This is a genomic window from Cnuella takakiae (genome assembly GCF_001953305.1).
GTDB lineage: Bacteria > Bacteroidota > Bacteroidia > Chitinophagales > Chitinophagaceae > Flavisolibacter > Flavisolibacter takakiae.
On record NZ_MTFE01000010.1, the window covers coordinates 1,787,207 to 1,809,940 of the forward strand.

15 protein-coding genes are annotated in these 22,734 nt (G+C 47.9%); all 15 read left to right on the plus strand.

Going from position 1 to position 22,734, the window contains the following annotated elements; genetic code table 11:
* Positions 1-102 precede the first annotated feature (102 nt).
* The 15 genes from BUE76_RS07930 to BUE76_RS08005 all read left to right on the plus strand — a co-directional run bounded on the left by BUE76_RS07930 (position 103) and on the right by BUE76_RS08005 (position 22,637).
* Entirely contained in the window at positions 103-2,457 is a 2,355-nt protein-coding gene (locus BUE76_RS07930) for a GH92 family glycosyl hydrolase (protein ID WP_073043798.1), read from the plus strand.
* Between the two features lie 141 nt (positions 2,458-2,598).
* A complete protein-coding gene (locus BUE76_RS07935; RefSeq protein ID WP_073043800.1) occupies positions 2,599-3,783 on the plus strand; it encodes a glycoside hydrolase family 76 protein in 1,185 nt (394 codons plus the stop codon).
* 125 nt (positions 3,784-3,908) lie between these two features.
* A complete protein-coding gene (locus BUE76_RS07940) occupies positions 3,909-6,077 on the plus strand; it encodes a GH92 family glycosyl hydrolase (protein WP_073043802.1) in 2,169 nt (722 codons plus the stop codon).
* A 3-nt stretch (positions 6,078-6,080) separates the two neighbouring features.
* Complete coding sequence (locus tag BUE76_RS07945; RefSeq protein ID WP_073043804.1) at positions 6,081-6,944, plus strand: ROK family protein; 864 nt, start codon at positions 6,081-6,083, stop codon at positions 6,942-6,944.
* Positions 6,945-7,398: 454 nt separating this feature from the next.
* Positions 7,399-7,569: a hypothetical protein gene (locus tag BUE76_RS24460; RefSeq protein ID WP_158069940.1), complete on the plus strand. Its 171-nt coding sequence runs from the start codon at positions 7,399-7,401 to the stop codon at positions 7,567-7,569.
* 879 nt (positions 7,570-8,448) lie between these two features.
* Positions 8,449-12,129 (plus strand): Ig-like domain-containing protein, encoded by a 3,681-nt coding sequence (locus tag BUE76_RS07955; RefSeq protein WP_073043808.1) that lies wholly within the window; start codon positions 8,449-8,451, stop codon positions 12,127-12,129.
* 610 nt (positions 12,130-12,739) lie between these two features.
* Positions 12,740-13,921 carry an efflux RND transporter periplasmic adaptor subunit gene (locus BUE76_RS07965; protein WP_173702659.1) on the plus strand — a complete coding sequence of 394 codons (1,182 nt, stop codon included), beginning with the start codon at positions 12,740-12,742 and terminating at the stop codon, positions 13,919-13,921.
* Positions 13,922-13,995: 74 nt separating this feature from the next.
* Positions 13,996-17,154 carry an efflux RND transporter permease subunit gene (locus BUE76_RS07970; RefSeq protein ID WP_073043811.1) on the plus strand — a complete coding sequence of 1,053 codons (3,159 nt, stop codon included), beginning with the start codon at positions 13,996-13,998 and terminating at the stop codon, positions 17,152-17,154.
* A gap of 53 nt (positions 17,155-17,207) precedes the next feature.
* Positions 17,208-18,602, plus strand: a complete 1,395-nt coding sequence (locus BUE76_RS07975) for an efflux transporter outer membrane subunit (RefSeq protein ID WP_073043813.1) — start codon at positions 17,208-17,210, stop codon at positions 18,600-18,602.
* A gap of 75 nt (positions 18,603-18,677) precedes the next feature.
* On the plus strand, positions 18,678-18,917 hold the full coding sequence (locus BUE76_RS07980; protein ID WP_073043815.1) for a Rossmann-fold NAD(P)-binding domain-containing protein: 240 nt from the start codon (positions 18,678-18,680) through the stop codon (positions 18,915-18,917).
* Between the two features lie 615 nt (positions 18,918-19,532).
* Positions 19,533-19,631, plus strand: coding sequence for a helix-turn-helix domain-containing protein (locus tag BUE76_RS25460; protein ID WP_216820641.1), 99 nt, complete (start codon positions 19,533-19,535; stop codon positions 19,629-19,631).
* Positions 19,632-19,926: 295 nt separating this feature from the next.
* Complete coding sequence (locus BUE76_RS07990) at positions 19,927-20,208, plus strand: PID-CTERM protein-sorting domain-containing protein (protein ID WP_073043816.1); 282 nt, start codon at positions 19,927-19,929, stop codon at positions 20,206-20,208.
* A 303-nt stretch (positions 20,209-20,511) separates the two neighbouring features.
* Positions 20,512-20,841, plus strand: a complete 330-nt coding sequence (locus BUE76_RS25465) for a hypothetical protein (RefSeq protein WP_394333553.1) — start codon at positions 20,512-20,514, stop codon at positions 20,839-20,841.
* 235 nt (positions 20,842-21,076) lie between these two features.
* Positions 21,077-21,442, plus strand: coding sequence for a response regulator (locus BUE76_RS08000; protein ID WP_073043821.1), 366 nt, complete (start codon positions 21,077-21,079; stop codon positions 21,440-21,442).
* Between the two features lie 46 nt (positions 21,443-21,488).
* A complete protein-coding gene (locus tag BUE76_RS08005; RefSeq protein WP_073043823.1) occupies positions 21,489-22,637 on the plus strand; it encodes a sugar transferase in 1,149 nt (382 codons plus the stop codon).
* Positions 22,638-22,734 lie beyond the last annotated feature (97 nt).

Below are 22,734 nucleotides of genomic sequence, written 5' to 3' on the forward strand. Positions count from 1 at the left end.
TTGTTGCACGCCGGCATTGCCTTTTATAATTGCTTGTTGCAGGTAGTTCATCGAGTGTGCTTGCTGTAACCACGATACTGCAATAGTTAACCGATCAAGAAGATGAAAAAAATGTTTAGACCATACCTCCTTTTGTGCTCGATTGTATTGGCCTCGCTCACTGCAGCGGCGCAGGATGTATTGAAATATGTGGACCCCAATATTGGAACGGCACACAGCAGGTGGTTCTTTTTTACACCCGCAGCCGTGCCGCATGGCATGGCCAAACTGGCGCCTTCCACCAACGGGTCGTATGGCAACCCGTCGGGATGGGAAGCGGTAGGATACGATGTGCGCCACAACTCCATTGAAAGCTTTGTTCATTTTCACGAATGGCAGGTGGGCGGTGTGGCGGTGATGCCGGCCACGGGCCCGCTGCGGGTAAAGCCCGGCTTGCTTGAGAATACCGACAGCGGGTATCGCTCGCCATTCAACCGGAAGAACGAAACGGCAACGGCCGGGTATTACAAGGTGCTGCTGGATAAATACAACGTAACTGCCGAACTTACTGCAACCACGCATGTAGGCTTTCACCGCTATACCTTTCCGCAAAACAACCAGTCCCGCATTTTGCTGGATATCGGCAACAGGCAGGGCGAGAGCGACGAAGTGGTGGATGCCACGGTACGCATGGTGGACGATACCCATTTCGAAGGCTTTGTAACCACCTATCCCAGGTATGTGAACACTTATGATGCAAAGGGAAAAGTGTCGATGTATTTCTGGGGCGTGGTGAGCAAGAAGCCTGCAAGCGTAGGTTCGTTTACTGCAGCAGGCATCAACCAGCACGCCGATTCGGCGCGGGGAAAAGGAGCGGGGTTGTTCCTGGAGTACCAGACCGCACAGAACGAAGCCATTGAGCTGAAGGTGGGGCTGTCTTATACTTCAACCGAAAATGCACGGCGCAACTTCGAGGCCGAAGCACGCAACCTTTCTTTTGAAGGGGCAAAGAAGCAGGCGCAGGATACCTGGCAAAAAGAACTAAGTAAAATAAACGTATCGGGTGGCGATGAAAAGAGCAAGACTAAGTTTTATACTGGCTTATTTCATGCGCTCCTGGGCCGCGGTGTGGCCAGCGATGTGAACGGGAACTTTCCCAGGCATGATGGCACCATTGGCCAGTTGCCAAAGGACCGGAATGGAAACTTCTCTTACAATTTTTACAACACCGATGCTATCTGGGGCGGTTACTGGAACCTGACCCAATTGTGGGCGCTTTCCTATCCCGAGCGGTACCGCGATTTTGTGCAAACCCAACTCGAAGTATACAAGGAGCGGGGCTGGTTTGGCGATGGTATTGCCAACAGCAATTTCGTATCGGGTGTGGGTACCAACTTCGTGGGGCTGGCCATTGCTGCTGCTTACCAGGCAGGCATCAGGGGTTATGATGTGGCGCTTGCCTATGAGGCCATTAAGCACAACGAGCTGAGTGGCAAGAACAGGCCGGTTGGGTCCGGAAAAATGGATGTGGAAGCCTTCATCAAGCATGGGTTTTCGCCTTACCTCGAAGCGGATAAAACAGATGCAACCGGTTCGCATTTCTCGGCCTCGCATACGCTTGAGTATAGCTATAGTGCATTTGCCGCTGCGCAAATGGCCAGGGCTTTGGGTAAAACCGCCGATTACGGGCAACTGATAAAACTTTCTAATGGCTGGAAGGCTATTTACAATCCTGCGGAGAAACTGGTGCATCCAAAAAATGCCGATGGCAGTTTTATCAAGGATTTTGATCCTGTCCAACCCTGGCGTGGCTTCCAGGAAGGCAATGCCATCCAGTACACCTTTTTTGTGCCGCAAAACCCTGCGGCCCTGATTGCCGCTGTGGGCAAAGACGAATTCAACAACCGCCTGAACAACATTTTCGATACCTCGCAAAAGGCTGCCTTTGGTGGCGGCAAAGAGATCGATGCTTTTGCCGGGATCAAATCGCTGTATAACCACGGCAACCAGCCCAACCTGCACATCAGCTGGCTCTTTAATTATTCGGGCATGCCCTGGCTTACCCAGAAATGGACCCGTGCCATCTGCGATGAGTTTTACGGCACCGAACCCATTCATGGTTATGGCTACGGCCAGGATGAAGACCAGGGCCAGTTAGGCTCCTGGTATGTGATGGCTGCACTGGGTTTGTTTGATGTAAAAGGTTTTACCGATCTCAAGCCTACCATCCAGATCGGCAGCCCCATTTTCCAGCAGGCTTCCATACAGTTGGGTAATGGCAGGAAGCTGTCCATCGAAACAAAAAATAATGCTTCTACCAATGTGTATGTACAATCGGCCCTGTTCAATGGAAAGCCCCTGAACAATGCCTGGCTGTACCGCGACGAACTGATGAAAGGCGGGCGCCTGGTACTAACCATGGGCAGTACACCCAACAAAACCTGGGGTGTAAAGGTGCCACCGCCCTCTGCACAATAATCGTTTTACAGCAGGGGCGCTATGTAGCAAACAGCGCAGCAGTCATGCATCATACTTTGCCGGTAATCTGTCGATACAACCGAAAGAAGATGAGCGGCTTTGTACAAAGGGTCAAACCAAAGTTTCGGGAGGAGATTGCACATGCGTAAGCAAGCATTGTTAGTGATACTGGTAGCCCTTGTTGGTGGTACGGTAAGTGCACAAGGACAGAACCTTTCAGCCGAATACCTGAAACGGGCGGAAACGATCTATGCAAACGTGTGGAAGCACTACCGTGTGCGGGATCATGCTGGGCTTTTTTCAGAAAATTTTCCTTCCGGTAAAAAGGACACCTTAACCTATATGGAAGGTGGGGGCGTGCAGGAAAAAGCCGTGAGTTTTCTCTGGCCCTTTTCCGGGATGCTTTCAGCCACGAATGTTTTATTGCAGGTTCCGGAGGTGCGAAATAAATACAAGCCATACCTGGATACCTGTGTCATTGGTATGGAGCAATACAGGGATACATCGCGTTCACCTGTGGGCTACCAGGCTTACCCGCCCAGGTTCGAAAAGTCGGACCGGTATTATGATGACAACGGCCTGGTAGGTATTGACTACATGGAGAGTTATTTCAACACCAAAAATCCTGTTTACCTGCACCGTGCAGAAGAGGCGTTTGGCTTTATCATCAGCGGCTGGAACAACGACCTGGGCGGTGGTGTTACCTGGCTGGAGGGGCACCTTGATCAGAAGCCCGCCTGCAGTAATGGTACCGCAACCCTGGTGGCTTTGAAGATTTATAAGGGTACCAAAAATCCATATTATTTAAACTGGGGTAAAAAGTTTTATACCTGGATGTATACCAACCTCCGGGATTCGACGGGTGTGTACAGCAACGACAAGAAAAGGAACGGAACGGTCAACAGGACATTTTATACCTACAATTCCGGCTTTATGCTGGAAGCCGCTGTATTGCTGTATCAATTCACCGGTGACCCGCAATACCTGCGGCAGGCACAACAACTGGCGAAAGATGCTTATGTCCATTTCAGCACCGTGCCGCACCACAAGGATCATGCTTTTAAAATAGACCTGCCCTGGTTCGTAACCGTGCTGTTCAGGGGTTATGAAGCACTGTATCACCAGGATAAGAACTACAAGTACTTAGATTTGATTGAGCAGGACCTGAATTATGCCTGGCAGCATGCACGCGATAAGTATGGTTTTGTTACGCGTAGCTGGACACCAAACGCCGATGAATTGGGCAAGCCTAAGTGGTTGCTTGATGAAGGATGTATTGCAGAATTATATGCAAGGTTAAGTGTGCTTAAAAAGGCAAGGCAATAACGAAGCGTTATAATCCATATGCCTTTTGTTGCATTGGTAAGACAAGCGGTACACGGCATTAAGCATTAGCTATTCAGTCCGGTTCTATATCTGTGAAAATTAAGTTTGATAACAAATCCTGGCAAATGATAAGCTGGAACAAATTTATCTCAAGGTTAATAGGGATTACATTACTTGCAATAGGTGCGGTAACGGTTGGTAATAGCCAAGGCACAACACGCTACACGAGTTTTGTCAATACATTCATTGGCACGGCACCGCTTACCGACTCCGCCATTCTTGGGTATAACCTGCCCAAAGGTTGGCGTTCGTGGGCAGGGCTTACATTTCCAGGCAGTTCTTTGCCCAATGCCATGGTGCAGCTAAGCCCGATGACGGAATACGGGTCTGGTGCTGGTTATGAATACGAAGATTCAGTGATCCTGGGCTTTACTCATACCAACAAAGGACACTGGAACCTTTGCAATATTCCCATCCTGCCTTTATCCAACCCGGGTGCTAAATTCGGTTCCCGGTTTTCGCACAAAAAGGAAAAAGCTTCACCCGGTTTTTACCAGGTTTACCTGGATGATTACCAGGTAAACGTAAGTCTGACTTCTACCTTGCGATGTGGTTTTCATCAATATGAATTCCAGGATAACAAGAACCGTCAAATACTATTTGATTTGGGTAAGGCCAACAGCAGGGTCTCTTCCTGGTCTGTTACACAGGTTGGCGATTCTGTTGTACAAGGTTTTCAGGGTGGTGAAAATGTTTACTTCTATGCCCGGCTGAACACGCCCATCTCTAAACTGGATACCATACAGGTAGGCAAGCGCACCGGTTATGCCATTGCGCACCTGGCAAACGGCAGCAGCAAACCGGTTGAATTGAAGATCGGGTTGTCTTTTGTAAGCGTTGAAAACGCAAAGCAAAACCTGGAACAGGAAATCGGCAACAGATCATTTGCACAGGTACGGAATGATGCAAACCAGGTATGGGAAAACCTCCTTTCTGCCATACAGGTAAAAGGCGGGACAGGCAAGCAGCGGCAGATGTTGTATTCCTGTTTGTACCGGTCCCTATTATGGCCCGCGCTGCGCAGCGATGTAAACGGCGAGTTCACCGATGCAAAAAAGACGGTAAGGAAAGCAGCCTTCAACTATTACACCGAGCCTTCCCTGTGGGATACCTACCGGAATAAAGACGTATTGCTGGGCCTTATGAGCTCCGGGGTCACCCTGGATGTAATTAAATCCATGAAGGACGTGGGCGAGCAAACCGGGTTCATTCCTACCTTCTTCCACGGCGATCATGGTGCTTCCTCGATTGCCGGCGCCTACCTCAGGGGAATCGATGATTTCGATATCAAGGGCACTTACAAAATACTATTGCGTAATGCCAATGTAGGTGATGTGCCCCGCCCTGCACGTCCCTATATTGCCGAATACATCCAAAAAGGCTATATCTCCGATCCCCACGTTCCGGATCCTCATGTAGAAACAAAGGCAAAGGCCGGGGTTTCCAAAACACTGGAGTACGCATACGATGATTATTCCCTGGCGCAAATTGCCAAAAAGCTGGGCGATACGGCCAACTACCGCATCCTGATGGCCCGGTCCAAAAACTATAAGAACATGTTTGATCCGGCTACCCGCTTTATGCGGGGAAGGCTGGAAAACGGCGAATGGATCACTCCCTTCAACCCGGAATATCCCTATTACGAGTATATGTACCGCGAAGCCAATGCCTGGCAGGTGTCTTTTTATGCACCGCATGATATGCCGGGTTTAATTGAGCTGTATGGCGGTGCAAAAGGATTTGAATCCAAACTGGATTCGCTGTTTACCGTTCCCTGGAATCCCGCATATATCGCCCGCAATGTGGAGACCATGGTAGGCCAATATTGCCACGGCAACCAGCCGGACCACGAGGCGCCTTTTGCTTATTACTTTATTGGCAAACCAGAGAAATCGCAAAAAATCATCGACTACATTTTGAACAACCTCTATGGCATCAAGGATGGTCTTACCCTTTCAGGAATGGATGACGCCGGCGAGCTATCGGCCTGGTATGTACTCAGTGCTTTGGGCTTGTACACCTTTTCGGCCACCGATCCCGAGTACCTGGTTACCGTTCCGCTTTTTGATGAAGTAAAATGGAAAACGGGTACGGGTAAATGGTTAACCTTGAAAAAATCAGGGGCGAGCAGGAACCTGACAGCCATCAAGGTAAATGGAAAAGAAAACAAAGGCTATTTCGTGCCGCACGACCTGTTTAGGAACGGCGGAACCATTGAAGTGATAACCAGGTAATACATGAACAAGAATATTGTACTGGGTATTGATATTGGTGGCTCGCATATTACTGCCGCCCTTGTCGACCTGCAGGCGCAGGCCATCATCCACCATTCACTGACACGATACCCTGTGAACGCAAAAGGCGACCAGGACGAAATTCTGCAGCAATGGACAGCTGCAATTGCCGATTGTACCGCAAAGCATCCTGTACAACCAGGAAAGATGGGCATCGCCATGCCCGGGCCATTTGATTACCCAAATGGTATTTCATTCATCAGGGGGCAGGATAAATACGAAGCCCTGTACCAGCTGAATGTAAAGGACTTACTGGCCAAGAAACTGCAAATGGATGCCCGTGCTATTTTCATGATGAACGATGCCAGTTGTTTTTTGAAAGGTGAAGTTTTTGGTGGCGCCGCAAAGGGCAGTACCCATGTGGTGGGCATCACGCTGGGTACCGGGCTTGGGTCAGCTGTACTCATGGATGGTGTGCTCCATGACGGGGATCTTTTTTGTATGCCATTCAAAGAGGCCGTTGCAGAAGATTATGTTTCGACCCGGTGGTTTATAAAAACCTATAAAGAGCATACAGGGATAGCAGTAAAAAATGTCAAAGAGTTGTACGACCGTGTGCCCGGTGATGACATTGCCATTTCATTATTTGCCGAATTCGGCAGAAACCTGGGTGAAGCTTTAGCGGCTTATATAAAAGGATGGGAGGTCCAAACCGTGGTAGTTGGTGGCAATATCATCAATGCCTGGGATTTATTTATGCCGGAAACCATCAAGGTTTTACAGGACCATGCTATTAAAGCTTTACCGGTGAAAGCAAAGCTGGGAGAGGAGGCTGCTTTGTTGGGCGCCGGCAGCTTATGCCTGTGATTCCAAAGGGCTGGTGCTTATCTCACTGTCGTACCAGGGAGCAATTGATTTGTACGATCCTATTCATTTTTGATATGCAGCGCCTTTTTTAGGATAACCCCAAGCTTGGCTCATTCGTAAACTTGAGGAGCATACATGCGGAGGGAGCGTGGCTACCGGCCAGACCAACATAAGCGTTCACCAAAAACCCTCCCTACCAGCTTTCGTCAACCAACAATAGCAGGGTAGTTAGCTGGGAGGTTGCTGAACTATCGGGGTTTTTTGCAGGAATATTTGGGTAGTTTGCTGTTTAAGCTAAGGCGCTGACTGAATTACTGTTGAACAATTACAACAGATTGGTGTGATAATTGTTGAACAGTTTTTTATGAAGAAGGTGATGCTTGTTTTCCCTGATCTTGATCATTTGAATGATTATATTTTTAGTGAAAGACCCAAACATGCTTTTACAAAACGGATGAACCTTTCGGTAGTCACCTTCCTGGACGATGATGCCATCTTTTTAGCCGGCACTAAATACCAGGCGGAAATAACCTTTCTGGATCTTGGCCTTAAAAGCACCTATTTGGCGGACCGTTTTGTTCCGTTTTGTACCATTTACCCGCAAATCTGGGGTCAGGCTGTTTAAGAATTCTGCTCACTTTATTTTTTGATCGCACACCTGCTTGTACCGGCTGCATTTGTACAGCAACCAGGCTTTATTGTTTTTATCGCGGAGTACATGCTGCAGGTGCATGATCTGGACAAATCACTTAACATAAAGCAAAGTGTAGAAAAATAGAAACGATTTTCCCTGGTCAGCCTCGACTGGAATTTGCCTTTTCAGGCCTGCTGCGTCCTTTTTAGTCCCACTACCGCTGCTTGTCATTTCGACGCCTTGTTCTTCAGCAATTTTCCCGGTTATAAGCCACCGCTGCCTGATCATACTTCCCGCTCCACTTTTAAGCCTCTATGTGTTTCCCACAGCCTGCCACCACGGTTAATCCCTGTACCCAACCAAGGTTCCACCGTGCTTTGCCAAAATATTTTTAAGCACCCTGGCCTTTTGATTTGGCAGTCTCCGGTGCCTGCCATCATAGGCAGGTACAGCAACAGGGCTACCAATCTTCCCGGTCGCTCTTACCGATACAGCTGATAGGGGATGAGTTTTCCGGCCGCTCTGTAATGAAGTGTGGTGATTGTTTTTTTTAAAAATTACCGTTGTTGTGTAGGCCCTTCTTAACGGTAGCTACCGTGTCGGTGATGGATTGGCTTTAGAAATCATATAAGATAACGGTAAGGAACAGTTGAATTCATGCACATATCCGGCAGTACACTGTTTATGTTATAATGCTTTAATAAGTAAAATCATTTATCTATTAATCAGCATGGTTTAGGAAACCTCTCAGCAATCATTAAGATTTTCCCTTAGTCGGTCAGATTCAATCTTTCAGTCAAACTTTTTTTAATAAGTGTTGGTTTACTTTGTCCTGCCAACGAAATGATTTCGTTGCACCCCATCCAACCTATGAAAACTATTTTACTCTTTGGAGTACTTGCACTTTGTGCAGGTGCTGCTAACGCTACCAATTATTACTTTGCTTCAAACGGCGATGATAACCGTACCGCCACGCAGGCATCCAGCCCGGCCACACCCTGGCGATCCATCAACAAGTTTAATGCAATTGCCAAAACCCTTCGTCCCGGCGATACGGTGTTCTTTAAGCGAGGTGACATATTTACTGGTAATTTAAAACCTGTTACTTCTGGCACCGCTACTGCTCCTATTGTACTTACAGCTTATGGCAGTGGCAGCAAACCTGTATTGAGTGGTTTTAAAAACCTCACCAACTGGGTTTCGGCAGGTAAAGGCATTTATGAGCTTACCGACTCCGGATTGCCCAGCCGCATCAACATGGTTACCCTTAATGGCAATCCCACAGGTATGGGTCGCTGGCCTAATGCAGATGCCACAAATAAGGGTTATATGACCATTGAGTCAGCTACAAGTACATCCATCTCTGACCATCAACTAACATCGGCTACAAACTGGACCGGTGCTGAACTGGTATTACGTTCCAGCCACTGGACCCTGGACAGGGTGCCCATCAAAGCTCATTCTGGCACCACCATAACTTTCGGTCAGGGCGCCACCTATGCACCCAAAGTGAAGTATGGATACTTTATCCAGAATGATGTCCGCACTTTTGACCGGGTGGGCGAGTGGGCTTACAATAGCAAGACCAAAAAGTTCAGCATGTACTTTGGTGCCAACAGTCCCGCGGCCTACACCGTAAAGGTCAGTGCAGCCCATGATGTGCTTACTCTTTTTGATGATAATTATTATACGATAAAGGATCTTGCTATCGAGGGCGCAAACGAGAATGGTGTTGATCTGTACTCATGCGATCATATTCGTTTGCTTGATTGCGAGGTACAGACCAATGGCATGAGTGGTCTTTATGCAGCGCAAAGCAAAAATCTTACAATAGAAAATAACGACTTCCGCCACAATGCCAACATGGCCATTCAAACACCTCTTGGTATTCGGAACCTTACTGTTCGAAACAATACAGTAAGCAATACCGGGATGATTGCAGGTATGGGAAAGAATGGCAGTGGTAACTACACCGCTATGATTGTATATGCCAGCAATTCGGTTGTAGAACACAACAGGGTTACTAATTCGGGATACGCAGGTATCCGTTTTGATGGCGACCATATTACGATCAGGCAGAACCTGGTGCAGCATTTTGCAATGGTGCTGGGTGATGTGGGTGGCATTTATACCTGGGGTGATGGTGGCCATGTAGGCCGGAAAGTGCTCAACAACATTGTACTGGATGGCTATGGAGCTAAAGAAGGCACCCAGTACAACACATCCCTCCATGCGTCTGGTATTTACCTGGATGACAATGCAAAGAATATTGAAATACGGGGTAATACTGTAGCCCGCTGCGGCCGCAATGGTATTTACCTGCACAACACCCAAAATATCACCATCCGGGACAATACCTTTTACGATAATGCCAATACGCAGTTCCTGGTTACACACGACAATACCTTGAATTATCCGATCAGGGGCATCAATGTAAAGAACAATATCTTCTTTGCTAAAGAAGCTAATGAGAAAACAGCACAATTGTTTACAAAGCTGACCGACATCAAGCTATTTGGATCTATTGATAGCAACTATCACCTGCGTCCTTTAGATGAAACAGCAACAGTGCAGTCCATTACCAATTTATACACCAAATCATCCGTAACGCGCAACTATACCCTGGCACAATGGGCAAGCGACTATACCTATGACCGCAACTCGCGCAAATCGCCCTATACTTTTGCTAAGGCAAATAAATCGGACAGCTTATACTTCTTTGATTACAATGCAAGCCTCAGCGCCAAAACCATCAGCCTTCCAGGCAAGTATGCCGATGCAAAAGGAAACACTTATCATGGCAGCATCGTACTGCAGCCTTATGGTTCCGCTGTTTTGATGAAGATCGGTACCCTTTCTACTATCCCGGTTGTTTCGCTTACCACACCTGTTGCTAATGCATCCTTTGATGCACAGGCTTCCATCAGGCTCACAGCCTCTGCTTCCGACCCGGATGGCATCAAGCAGGTTGCATTTTACAATGGTACCACCCTGCTGGGTACAGACAGCGCTGCTCCCTACGAGTTTACCTGGAACAATGTAGGGGCTGGCAAATACGAGCTTTCCGTTAAGGCAACGGATGCAAAAGGTCAGGTTGGTAACAGCGCTGCTGTTGCTATCCAGGTGGTAAATTCAAAGCCAGCTATTACGCTTCTTACTCCTGTTGCAGGCAACACTTATGAAGCTCCTGGAAGTGTGCGCATAGCAGCTGATGCCACTGATGATGATGGTATTGCCCGTGTAGATTTTTACGATGGCACCAACCTGCTGGGCAGTGACCATACCGCGCCTTATGAGTTCACCTGGAATGGTGTTGCTGCAGGCTCTTACAATGTTAGTGCCCGTGCCATAGATGTCAAAGGACATATCACGCAATCTGCAGTTGCTCCTGTTTCCATCATTAACCAGGCGCCAACGGTAACCCTTACAAGCCCTGTTGCTGGCTCATCGTTCCAGGCTCCTGCCACCGTAACAGTTGCAGCCGATGCCAGCGATGCCGGTGGTATTGAGAAAGTAGCGTTTTACCGCGATGGAATTTTGGTGAATACGGACAGTATTGCTCCTTATGCTTTTACCTGGACCAATGCTGCAGGAGGTACATACAGCTTTACAGCTCGTGCTTTCGACAGGGATGGGCTGAGCACTACTTCAACTGCTGCCACTATAACCATTGCAGGTGACAAGCCTTTACTGATGCTGACGAGCCCCGTTGCAAATGCCAGCTATACAGCTCCCGGTTCGGTAAGGCTCACAGCTACTGCTTCAGACGCTGATGGCATCCACAGGGTTGAGTTCTATAAAGGCAATACCCTGCTGATCAGTGAAAGGGCTGCTCCTTACGATCAAACCTGGACCAATGTTGCTCCCGGTACGTACACCATCCATGCAAGGGCTTATGACAAACTGGGCAACCTTACTGTTTCAAACAGTGTAACCATCACTGTAAATGCAGCAACACAGAAAGCCACTGCCGGTAGCCAGCCAACGGTAAGCCTTACCAGCCCGGTAAACAATGCCACTTACAAAGCACCTGCGTCTTTTGGTCTTATTGCCACTGCAGCAGACAATGACGGTATTGCCAAAGTGGAGTTTTACCGAGGCGCTACCCTGGTGGATGTAGAAAAGATAGCGCCTTACTCCTGGAAATATGCCAACCTTCCTGCCGGTACCTATACATTCACTGCCAAAGCTTACGATAAGAAAGGCAATGTAACCACATCGGCACCGGTAACGGTTGTGGTATACGATAATCTTACTGCTATTGCGCAGAACAAGGTAGCACTCACCTTCTGGGAGGAGACGCCAAAAACCGCCAGCATTTTCCCTAATCCCACTTCAGGTAATATCACCGTGCAATTGGGTTCGGTGGTGAATAGCCATAATGCAATCCTTTCCATTGTGGATATGCAGGGTAAAAAGGTATTGCACAAAACAGTTAGCATCTCCGGTACCAGCCTGCCTGTGAACGTTTCCAGCCTCAGCGCCGGCACCTATATCCTGACGCTTACAGATGACAGGGTTTTAGGAAACTTCAAGTTTGTAAAGCAATAAGGTAAACTCCTTGTTTCTTTGGATTGGAACAATCACTGTCCCGGCTGGTAACAGGCCGGGACTTTTTTTGTACTTCATCTAAAGTGCTTAACCAGTTTGTTTATGTCACCACCGACGGTGGCTTTTTACCCTTTTCAGGATCCGTTTTGTTGGTGGTGGGTTCCTGTGCATGATTCGCTAGCTGCTTAACAAGCTGCCCTGAAAAACAAGATGGAAGTTTTGATGTAGGAGTGGCGTTCTCAGTTGGCGGGGTTTGCTGATGTAGGTAGGGGCGCGGTTCATGGATAGGCTTTCCCGGTCCTTCATGGTCTGGCCAAAGCGTACGGATAGCTGTGTGGAAGGGGCGCTCATTAACTAGCCGCTGATCAAATTACCGGTGATATGCATGATCACTTCTGCCTTGTTGCGGCCATGGTTTTTCTTCCGATTGCTGCAGTGCTGCAGGGCAGGGGTGTTTGAAATATGAATAGGTGAGCTTGCCGCTGAGCTTTGCCTGTGTATTTTGGTGTTTGAAATTTGTACTACTCTGTTTGATTTATACAGCATATTTCAAATTTTGTTTCCTGACCTTTGCGGCTTCGAATAAAGACCTTTTCAAACCGCGAAACCAATGATCAACAAAATTCGAAGCACTCCGGCTTTCGTGCTGGTGCTGCTTATCGTTTCAAACACCGCATGTAACAACAAGAAGGGGCCTGAAGCGCCAGCCGGAGCTGCTGCTGCACAGGTGCAGGAATATCCTGTTATAACCGTGCTTCCCCGCCAGACCACCCTGTTTACCGATTACCCGGCAACGATACAAGGGCAACAAAACATTGAAATAAGGCCCCGCATCGATGGTTATATTGAAGCCATTTATGTAGATGAAGGTGCTGCCGTGCGTAAGGGCCAGCCGCTTTTCCGGATCAATGCGCCGCAATACGAACAAGAGGTGCGTACGGCACAGGCCGAGATCAAGATCGCCCAGGCCGATGTAAATGCTGCCCAAATGCAGGTAAATAAAGTGCGTCCGCTGGTGGAGAAAAACATCATCAGCAAGTACGAGCTGGAGTCGGCGCAATATGCGTTGCAGGCCCGCCAGGCGGTGCTGGCGCAGGCGCAGGCCCGGCTGGCAAATGCCCGCACCAACGTAGGGTATACCACCGTAGCCAGCCCGGTGAATGGGGTAGTGGGTACCATTCCTTACAAGATAGGCAGCCTGGTAAGCGGCAACACGGTTCAGCCGCTGACCACCGTTTCCAATATCGGGAACATCTATGCCTATTTCTCGGTTAATGAAAAACAATCCCTTGAGTTTGCCAAAGCCAACAAGGGTACCTCTATCCAGCAGCGGCTGGCTACCCTGCCTCCTGTAACCCTGATCCTGGCAGATGGTACCCCCTTTCCCCAACAGGGTAAGGTGGAAACGGCTAGCGGCCTGATCAACACCCAAACAGGCTCTGTAAGTGTACGGGCTACCTTTCCCAATCCAGGCAGCGTTATCCGCAGCGGTAGCAGCGGGGTGGTACGTATGCCCCGTACAGTGGACAGCGCCCTGCTGGTACCACAGAAAGCCACCTACGAACTACAGGGGAAGCGCTTTGTATATGTGCTGGAGAGCACAGGTACGGTGCGGAGTACGGAAATTCGGGCGATACCCGCCAGCAATGGTCAGTTTTACGTAGTGGAAGCAGGCATCCGCCCGGGCGAAAAGATCGTGGTGGAAGGAGTTGCTTCGCTCCGTGACGGTGCTTCCATCAAGCCAAGGGCTATCAATTCCGACAGCCTTTACCAGCAGGCAGTACAGCCCTAAGCTGTTCCTATTCCTTCCTGCCGGGGTTCCTGTTACAGATGCCCCGGTTTCTTCACTTAGCCTAACGAAACACTATGTTCAAACGCTTTATAGAACGGCCGGTACTATCCACCGTTATTTCGATCCTGATTACCCTGCTGGGCGTGTTGGGTTTGACCAACCTGCCCATTTCCCAATACCCGGAGATCGCGCCCCCTACCGTGGTGGTTGCAGCTTCCTACCAGGGTGCCAACGCCGATGTGGTGATGAACAGCGTGGTGGTGCCGCTTGAAGAGCAGATCAACGGTGTGGAGGGCATGACCTACATGACCTCTACGGCCGGTAACGACGGCTCGGCTACCATCACGGTCAATTTTGCCCTGGGTACCGATCCCGACCTTGCGGCAGTAAACGTACAAAATCGGGTGTCGAGGGCCACGCCCCTGCTGCCCCAGGAAGTAACCCGTGCCGGTGTGACCACCGCCAAAAGGCAAAGCAGCAACCTGCTGATCTTTACCCTGTACAGCGACAATCCTGCTTACGACCAGACCTTTTTACAGAACTACGCCAATATCAACCTGGTGCCCCAGATCAAAAGGATCTCCGGTGTGGGTGATGCTTCGGTGTTTGGGCAAATGGAATACTCCATGCGCATTTGGCTCAAACCCGATGTAATGGCAGCCTATGGACTGGTACCAGGGGATATCAGCGCAGCCCTGGCCGAACAAAACGTGGAAGCTGCACCGGGCCAGTTTGGCGAACAGGGCTCCCAGTCATTTCAGTATGTTATTAAATACAGCGGCCGCCTGAAGAGTGCCGAAGAATTCGGTGAGATCGTTGTACGCTCAGGTGGCAACGGCCAGTTGTTGCGGCTGAAAGATATTGCCCGGGTGGAACTGGGGGCGCTGAGTTACGCCAGTACCTCGCAAACCGATGGCAAACCTTCGGTGGGCTTTGCCATCAGCCAGACGGCAGGCTCCAACGCGAAAGAGGTAATTGAAGGCAGCCTGAATGTATTGGAAGAGGCTTCGAAAACATTCCCCAAAGGCGTTAGCTATACCAATTTTGTAAACGCCAACGATTTCCTCAATGCCTCTATCGGTAAAGTGGTAAAGACCCTGATCGAGGCTTTTGTGCTGGTGTTCCTGGTGGTGTTCATCTTCCTGCAGGACTGGCGGTCTACCATCATCCCCGCCATTGCCGTTCCCGTAGCCATTGTGGGTACCTTCTTTTTCCTGGGCATATTCGGGTTTACCATCAACCTGCTTACCCTTTTTGCCCTGGTGCTGGCCATCGGTATCGTGGTGGATGATGCCATCGTGGTGGTGGAGGCAGTGCACGCCAAACTGGACCAGGGTGCTACCTCCGCAAAGGCAGCAACGGTGGAAGCCATGAGCGAGATCACAGGGGCGATCATTTCCATTACCCTGGTGATGGCTGCCGTATTTGTTCCGGTGAGCTTTATCACCGGCTCGGCGGGGGTGTTTTACAAACAGTTTGGTTTGACCCTGGCCATTGCCATTGTTTTGTCGGCGGTAAACGCCCTTACGCTTAGCCCGGTACTTTGCGCCATCATCCTGAAACCACACCAGGAAGAAGGGCATCCAAAGAAAGGTTTCCTCCAGCGTTTTCATACCGGCTTCAATGCGGCCTTTGAAGCAACGACCAACAAGTACCGCAGGGCGGTTTCTTTCCTGATCGGAAAAAAATGGCTGGCCCTGTTGATGATCGCTCTTTTTGCTGGCCTTTTTGTGCTGTTGTTTCAAACAACTCCCAAGGCCTTTGTGCCCAACGAAGACCAGGGCATCGTGATCGGTGATATCAGCCTGCCGCCATCGGCATCGCTGGAACGCACCGACCAGATCACCCGCGAGGCAGCAAAGATCGCCGGAACCATCCCCGAAGTGGAGCATATCTTCCGGCTTACCGGCCGTGGTATCATCAGCGGCAATGGCAGCAACTACGGTATGATCATCCTGCGCCTGAAGCCATGGGCCGACCGCAAGGGAAAGGCGCAAACCGCGCAGGCCATCATTGGCCAGATGTTTGCCAAAACCGGTGGTATCCGCGATGCCCGCTTTATCTTTTTCGAGCCACCCACCATCCAGGGTTTTAGTATCTCCAGTGGTTTTGAGTTGCAGCTCCAGGACCGTAGTGGCGGCAACCTGACCCAGTTTGCACAGGTGAGCGACAATTTCCTGGCGGCACTGAACAAGCGGCCCGAAATACAGTTTGCATCCACCTCTTTCAACCCCAATTTCCCGCAGTATCAGGTAAACGTAAACGTTGCGCGGGTAAAAGAAGCGGGTCTGGCCGTAAATGATATCCTGAACACCCTCCAGGGGTATTATGGTGGTATTTATGCTTCCAACTTCAACCAGTTTGGCAAGCAATACCGGGTGGTGTACCAGGCCGAGCCCCAGTTCCGCGCCAACCCCGAAGGGCTGAACAACGTGTATGTACGCAATGCCAGCGGTACCATGGCACCCATAAGTGAGTTTATTACCCTGGAAAGGGTATATGGGCCGCAGGCCATCAACCGCTTCAACCTGTTTACCTCAATTGGTATCAACGGTTCGCCCAAGCCCGGTTTCAGTTCGGGTGATGCCATTAAAGCTGTTGAGGAAGTGGCGGCGCAGCACCTGCCGGCAGGCTACAGCTACGAGTTCTCGGGTATGACGCGGGAGGAAATGGCGGCAGGCGGGCAAACAGCCTTCATCTTCCTGCTGGTGATCACCTTTGTGTACTTCCTGCTGTGTGCCCAGTACGAAAGCTACCTGCTGCCCTTTGCAGTATTGCTTTCCCTGCCCATTGGTCTGGCGGGCGCCTTTGTTTTTACCTGGCTCTTTGGTATCACCAATAATATTTATGTGCAGATCACGATGATCATGCTGGTAGGCCTGCTGGCCAAAAACGCCATCCTGATCGTTGAATATGCGGTAGAACGCCGCAGGCAGGGGCTGTCCATTGCGCAGGCTGCCCTGCAGGGTGCCGAAGCCCGTTTGCGGCCCATCCTGATGACTTCCTTTGCCTTCATCTTTGGCCTGGTGCCCCTGATGCTGGCATCGGGTGCTGGCGCCATCGGCAACCGGTCCATCGGTACCGGTGCGGTAGGCGGTATGCTCATTGGTACGCTCTTCGGCGTATTCGTGATCCCTGTTTTATTCATCATTTTCCAGTCGCTGCAAGAACGGATTGGCAGCAAAACCAAAGCACCCCTGGCCGAAAAGGTGGAGCCCAGTACGGGCGCCTGATCCAAGGTTCATCCTTTTTTGAACACCAACGGCAGAACACCCAACACAACAACATGAAGCAACAAGTTTTCTTTCGATATACTGCAATGATCTTACTCGTAAGCTGGATGCTTGCCGCCTGTAAGGTCACGCGGCCTTATACAGGCCCGCAGACCGATACCAACGGCCTCTACCGCGATGGGAGCGGGGCCGACACCAATACCATTGCCAACCTGCCGTACACCGCGGTATTTACCGACACCGTGCTCCAGCGGCTGATCGCAGAAGGGATTACGCAGAACCTCGACCTGCGGGTGGCCTATACCCGTATCCAGCAATCGCAGGCTTATTACACCCAGGCCCGTGCGGCATTTCTGCCCACGCTGAGTGCCAACGCCGGGGTGACGGAATCCAAGCTGTCGGATGTACAGGGCTTTGGCATCCGCACCAGCCTCAGCCAGTTTCAGCTGGGTGTTGCTTCCAGCTGGGAAGCAGATGTGTGGGGCCGCCTGCGCAGCAACCGGAGGGCCAGCCTGGCAGCCTTGCTGCAAACCGAAGCTGCTGCCCGTGCGGTACAGACAGGCATCGTGAGCACCATTGCCAGCTATTACTACACGCTGCTGGCATTGGACCAGCAGTTGGTGATTACCCGGGAAACCGTGCGCAACTGGGATTCGACCGTGGCCGTGCTGCGTGCATTGAAAGAAGCAGCCAGTGTAACGGAGGCTGCCGTTGTGCAAAGCGAGGCACAACGGTATGCAGCGGAAGTAACGATCCCCGACCTGAAACAAAACATCAGGGAAACAGAGCATGCCTTAAGCATTTTGCTGGCCCGCCCGCCCGGCCCCATTGAACGGAGCAGCCTGGAAGGCCAGCAGGCACTGGCTTTGCTGCAAACCGGTGTGCCTGCGCAGTTGCTTGCCAACCGGCCCGATGTGCAGCAGGCAGAATTTGCTTACCGCAATGCCTTCGAGCTGACCAACGTGGCCCGTACTGCGTTTTATCCTGCGCTGGCGATCACCGGTTCCGCCGGGTTGAACAGTCTTTCCCTAGCGCAATTCATTGATCCCAGTGCGCTTGCCGCAAGCATCGGTGTGGGGTTAACGCAGCCCATTTTCAACCGCCGCCTCAACCGCACCAACCTGGCCGTGGCACAGGCAGGGCAGCAAGCTGCGCTGTATGATTTCCGTAAGGCCCTGCTGAATGCAGGCCGCGAAGTATCGGATGCCCTTTCGCTGCATGCAACGGCACTGGAGAAAATGAGCGTTCGTACCAACCAGCTTTCGGCACTCGAAAAGTCGGTGGCCTATACCCAGGAACTGCTGCAGTATGGCTTTGCCAATTACAATGAAGTGATCATTGCCCGGCAAAGCCTCCTGGGTGCACAATTAGGTGGCGTGAATGACCGGTTGCAGCAATTGCAGGCAACGGTAAACCTGTACCGCTCATTGGGTGGTGGATGGAAATAAGCAGGGGATAGGAAGCTGGGGAGCTACTTCTTTAAGCCTGGCTTGCAAAGTATCAAAAGGCATAATCATGTGGTTATGCCTTTTGTTTTGGGCATGAAAGCAGCCGATCTAATCGAATCGTCAGGCCTGCATGATACCGTCCTGCGGCCTACCTGGTTTACCAGCAGCAACGAGGTTGAGTATGAGATTACCATGCATGGGAACAAAGACTCTGTTATCTTTATGAAAAGCCTGGAAACATTCATCAAGGAGATCACCGGCAACCCGGAACCGTATGTCCGACAAAGCCAGGGTATTAACAAGCCTAACTCCTAAGGGTAAGAAATGCTCTTGCGTATTTACCTGTGCGAGACTGAACATGCACGTACCAGCAGTACCCATTATTGAGTCAACCTTATTCTGAATCTGGGATTAAACTCTGTCTCGGATAGCATTGTAATGATTGTCCTGCGAAGGCAATTTCTATTTCCTACTATAGTTTATCCTTCTTCAACGCTTTTGTCCTGCTCATTGCCACTATTAACTCCACCTATAAAGTATTTGGTGCGCACTGTTGGGCAGCAGTCCAGAATGTGCATGATGGTATAAGCAATGAGCAAACGGTTAGGAAAATCTAAGTTGTTGGCAAACAGGTAACTAATGCATAATCAAACTCCTTATTGCCATATGGGAAGCCGCAGTACCTCTTTCCCATCGCAATTTATTACGTAACCGAGGTAAGCAGCGTTACTTAAACTTAAATTAGGAGGAAGGTTAGGCTAATTGGTAGATTGAACTAATGAAAGAAACAATAAAGCGGGAAATGACAAGTGGGGATATACACAATTCCTACTTGTAACACTAGCAGACCGCAGGTGTTTGCCAATTAAATCAAATTCAAAACTTCATTTTTCGATGAGCCACGAAAGTGCACGACTTAACAAACAGTAGTTGCGGTCAGGTGAGGTATGTAAAATGCTGCAGATATCACAAGTAACGCTTCAACATTTACGGGATAGTGGCCAACTACCATTTACAAAATTGGATTAGATTATCTATCATAGCTATCAAGTAGGTTTGCCCTTTGACACAAAAAAAGTAAACCCATTTACTGTGTTGATGAGCAAAGTGATTATTAGGGTCGTGACCCTGATCTTAATAGTTAGAGGATTCAAAAAGTAAACTTTTATAAACCTATTCAGACTTAAATGATAGTTGAAAATGAACGTTTTACAAATAAAAATGATATAAATTAAAATTTATACTACAAAAATATCCGTTTTATAAATAAATGTCTTTTTATTTACTGTTCAGTATTAACTGCCAAACCTATCAACTAACATACATGAGAATTTCAAAAACTTGGATCCGTCTTCCATTTACATTAGCCCTAGTTATTTGCATCAATCTTTTCGTAGCCAATAGTCAGACTCCTCAAACGGGTGATCAAAAAAATGATCATGGTGGTACAAATAATGGTGGTAATCCAAACAATGGCGTAAATAAAAAAGTTGAAGCTCCTTTTGATGGTGGTTTAACCCTTTTATTAGCAGCTGGTGCTGGATTAGGCTTGAAAGCAGCCTACAAGGGCAAGAAAAAAGACCAACAAAATAAGTTCCTTAAATAAGTTCAAGAATCTTGCAGTAAAAATCATCTGAGATTATAATTGTAAAGCTTGAAAATAATTTTTCGAATCAAAAGTATCTGTCAAAAAAAGAGTCAAGAATTCGACCTGGAATATGTTAAAAGAATCGCCTTCGGATTTATTGTCCTGTATGTATTGAACCACCTTTTTATCACATTTTCATACAACTCTTTTTGGGATGATCATGGTTCCTATACAAATTGGGTTAGACTAGCACTACTAAATACTACTACTCTATTTATAGAGTTTGTTGGATTCACCGTAAAAATTGCTGATCATCAGACCTTGGTAGGGCCATTTGGTTCTTCTGTTGTCCTGGGATGGCCTTGCCTTGGATTGGGAATAATGATTTTCTGGGTTTTTTTTGTTTCCCTTCAACGAGGCTTAGTCGTGTGGAAAATGAAATGGATCACTTTAGGGGTTAGCTTGATTTGGTTCATAAACAGTTTGCGTTTAACATTATTATTTATAGCGCTCGAATCTGAATGGAATCTTGGAATGGTTGATCATCATAAGCTTTTTAATAGGTCTGCTTATCTAATTATATTGGTACTCATGTATTTCCTTCAAGAGAATAGTAAAACTTTAAAGAAACGTTCTGAATCGTCGTATTAATACTGAAAATAATATTAATTGATACGTATATTCATCAAGATAATTAGTAGAAAAATTACTACATTACAATGAGTATTTGTACATTGCAGTTGTAACAGCGATTTGATCCTAGTTCATAATAACTCTCCCTCCATCATCCTTTAGAAAGCAATCATCTAATTCATAACGTTATTGCCCGCCATGTTTGAAATAAGCTATGCTTATTTCGAATTGATGATCTTCTAAACCTAACCAAATGCCCGCAAAACTGCTTAGCGTAAATGCTAATAAGAGCATGAACTTTGTTCTTCAAACCTACCTTTCTAAAAGTTTTAATTTCTATTCTGCTCAAGATGTTGCAACCGGAGCCCAATTCCTCAGGAATGGGAATTTTGATATTTTATTAATTGACATTGATTTTGCTCCAACTGATAATCTCGAGTTTGTTCAATTCGTTCAGAATAGCGTATTGTTCAACTGTCCAATAATAATTTTGACCAACGAATTATCCCGGGTACCTCAAAAGTTAAGAAAGGAATTTTGCACTATTATTTTAAAGCCATTTAACCCAGTTCACCTACAACAAAGTATAAGCCTTTTAGTACGGAAACAAAAAGCCTGATGTAAGAGGGGATAAATTATAAGTACGTAAATACTAAGCGAACAATATGCAAGTTGAAGCCTTTCCAACCGAGGTCTTTGATTCTAAGTTTCAAGAGATCAAAGTTAAAAAACACCTTTTTTCCAAGTCTAAATTGCAGACTTACCACATATATCTGGGTAATAACCATCATTCATGGTCATATAACAATCCATCATTTTCAGAGGCTGTTGTATTTAAATCTTATGATGATGTAGTAAATCATTTGATTTCTTATCCAGCAAGGTTGCAATTTGCAATTCCTCTTTCAATTATTATAGATCTACCACTCGATTTCCAAGGTATGGAGCGGCTTCACATGGCGCTAAAAAGCAACCTGCAATTATCATCAGTGGTTGTTGTGTACAATCAGAGATTCCTTGCCCGGAACCAGGAGATCATTTTGCAAAATTTAGAAATAGTAAATATTATAGTAGACTTTGAAAGAGATTGCTTGAACGGTGCATTGTCTTCTTATAAAAAGAGCAGCGATATAGGTAGGATTAAAGCCTTTAACTCCATACAAAAGATTCATTCAAGTGAATACTTGGCAAACATGGGTTTAATGCTAAAGACCTTTTGTGATTCTCTTGTCGCAGCCATCATTATAGCCCTTCTGTTACCACTATTTATAATTATTGGTATTGCTATTAAAATAGATTCAAGAGGTCCAATCTTTTATGCTTCACCTAGAGCTGGAAGAGGATATAAGGTATTCAACTTTTACAAGTTTAGGAGCATGGTTGTTGATGCAGATAAAAAGATAGAAATTTTAGAACAAAACAACCAGTATAGAGTAGAGGGTGTTGGTCCAAAGTTCTTCAAAGTGGATAACGATCCTCGCATTACAAAACTAGGCCGTTTTTTGAGAAAAACAAGCTTGGATGAATTGCCCCAATTGTTCAATGTATTGAAAGGTGAAATGTCGTTGGTAGGAAACAGACCATTACCACTGTACGAAGCTGAAACACTCACAACCGATAATTATGTGGAACGCTTTATGGCACCTGCAGGTATAACTGGTTTGTGGCAGGTTGAAAAGCGTGGCAAGGCAGAAATGTCAATTGAAGAGCGAATAGAGCTTGACATCACATACGCAAGGAAAGTGAGTCCATTAATGGATATGAGGATTCTTGTCAAAACACCATTTGCCTTGGTACAGAAAAGTGATGCTTAATATTTAGTAGGTAATAACTTCAGTTACTCACCTACTTGGCAGTCAGTAAGTTTTGAATCCTGCTAAATAAAAAGGGACTAGAAGAACTAGTCCCTTT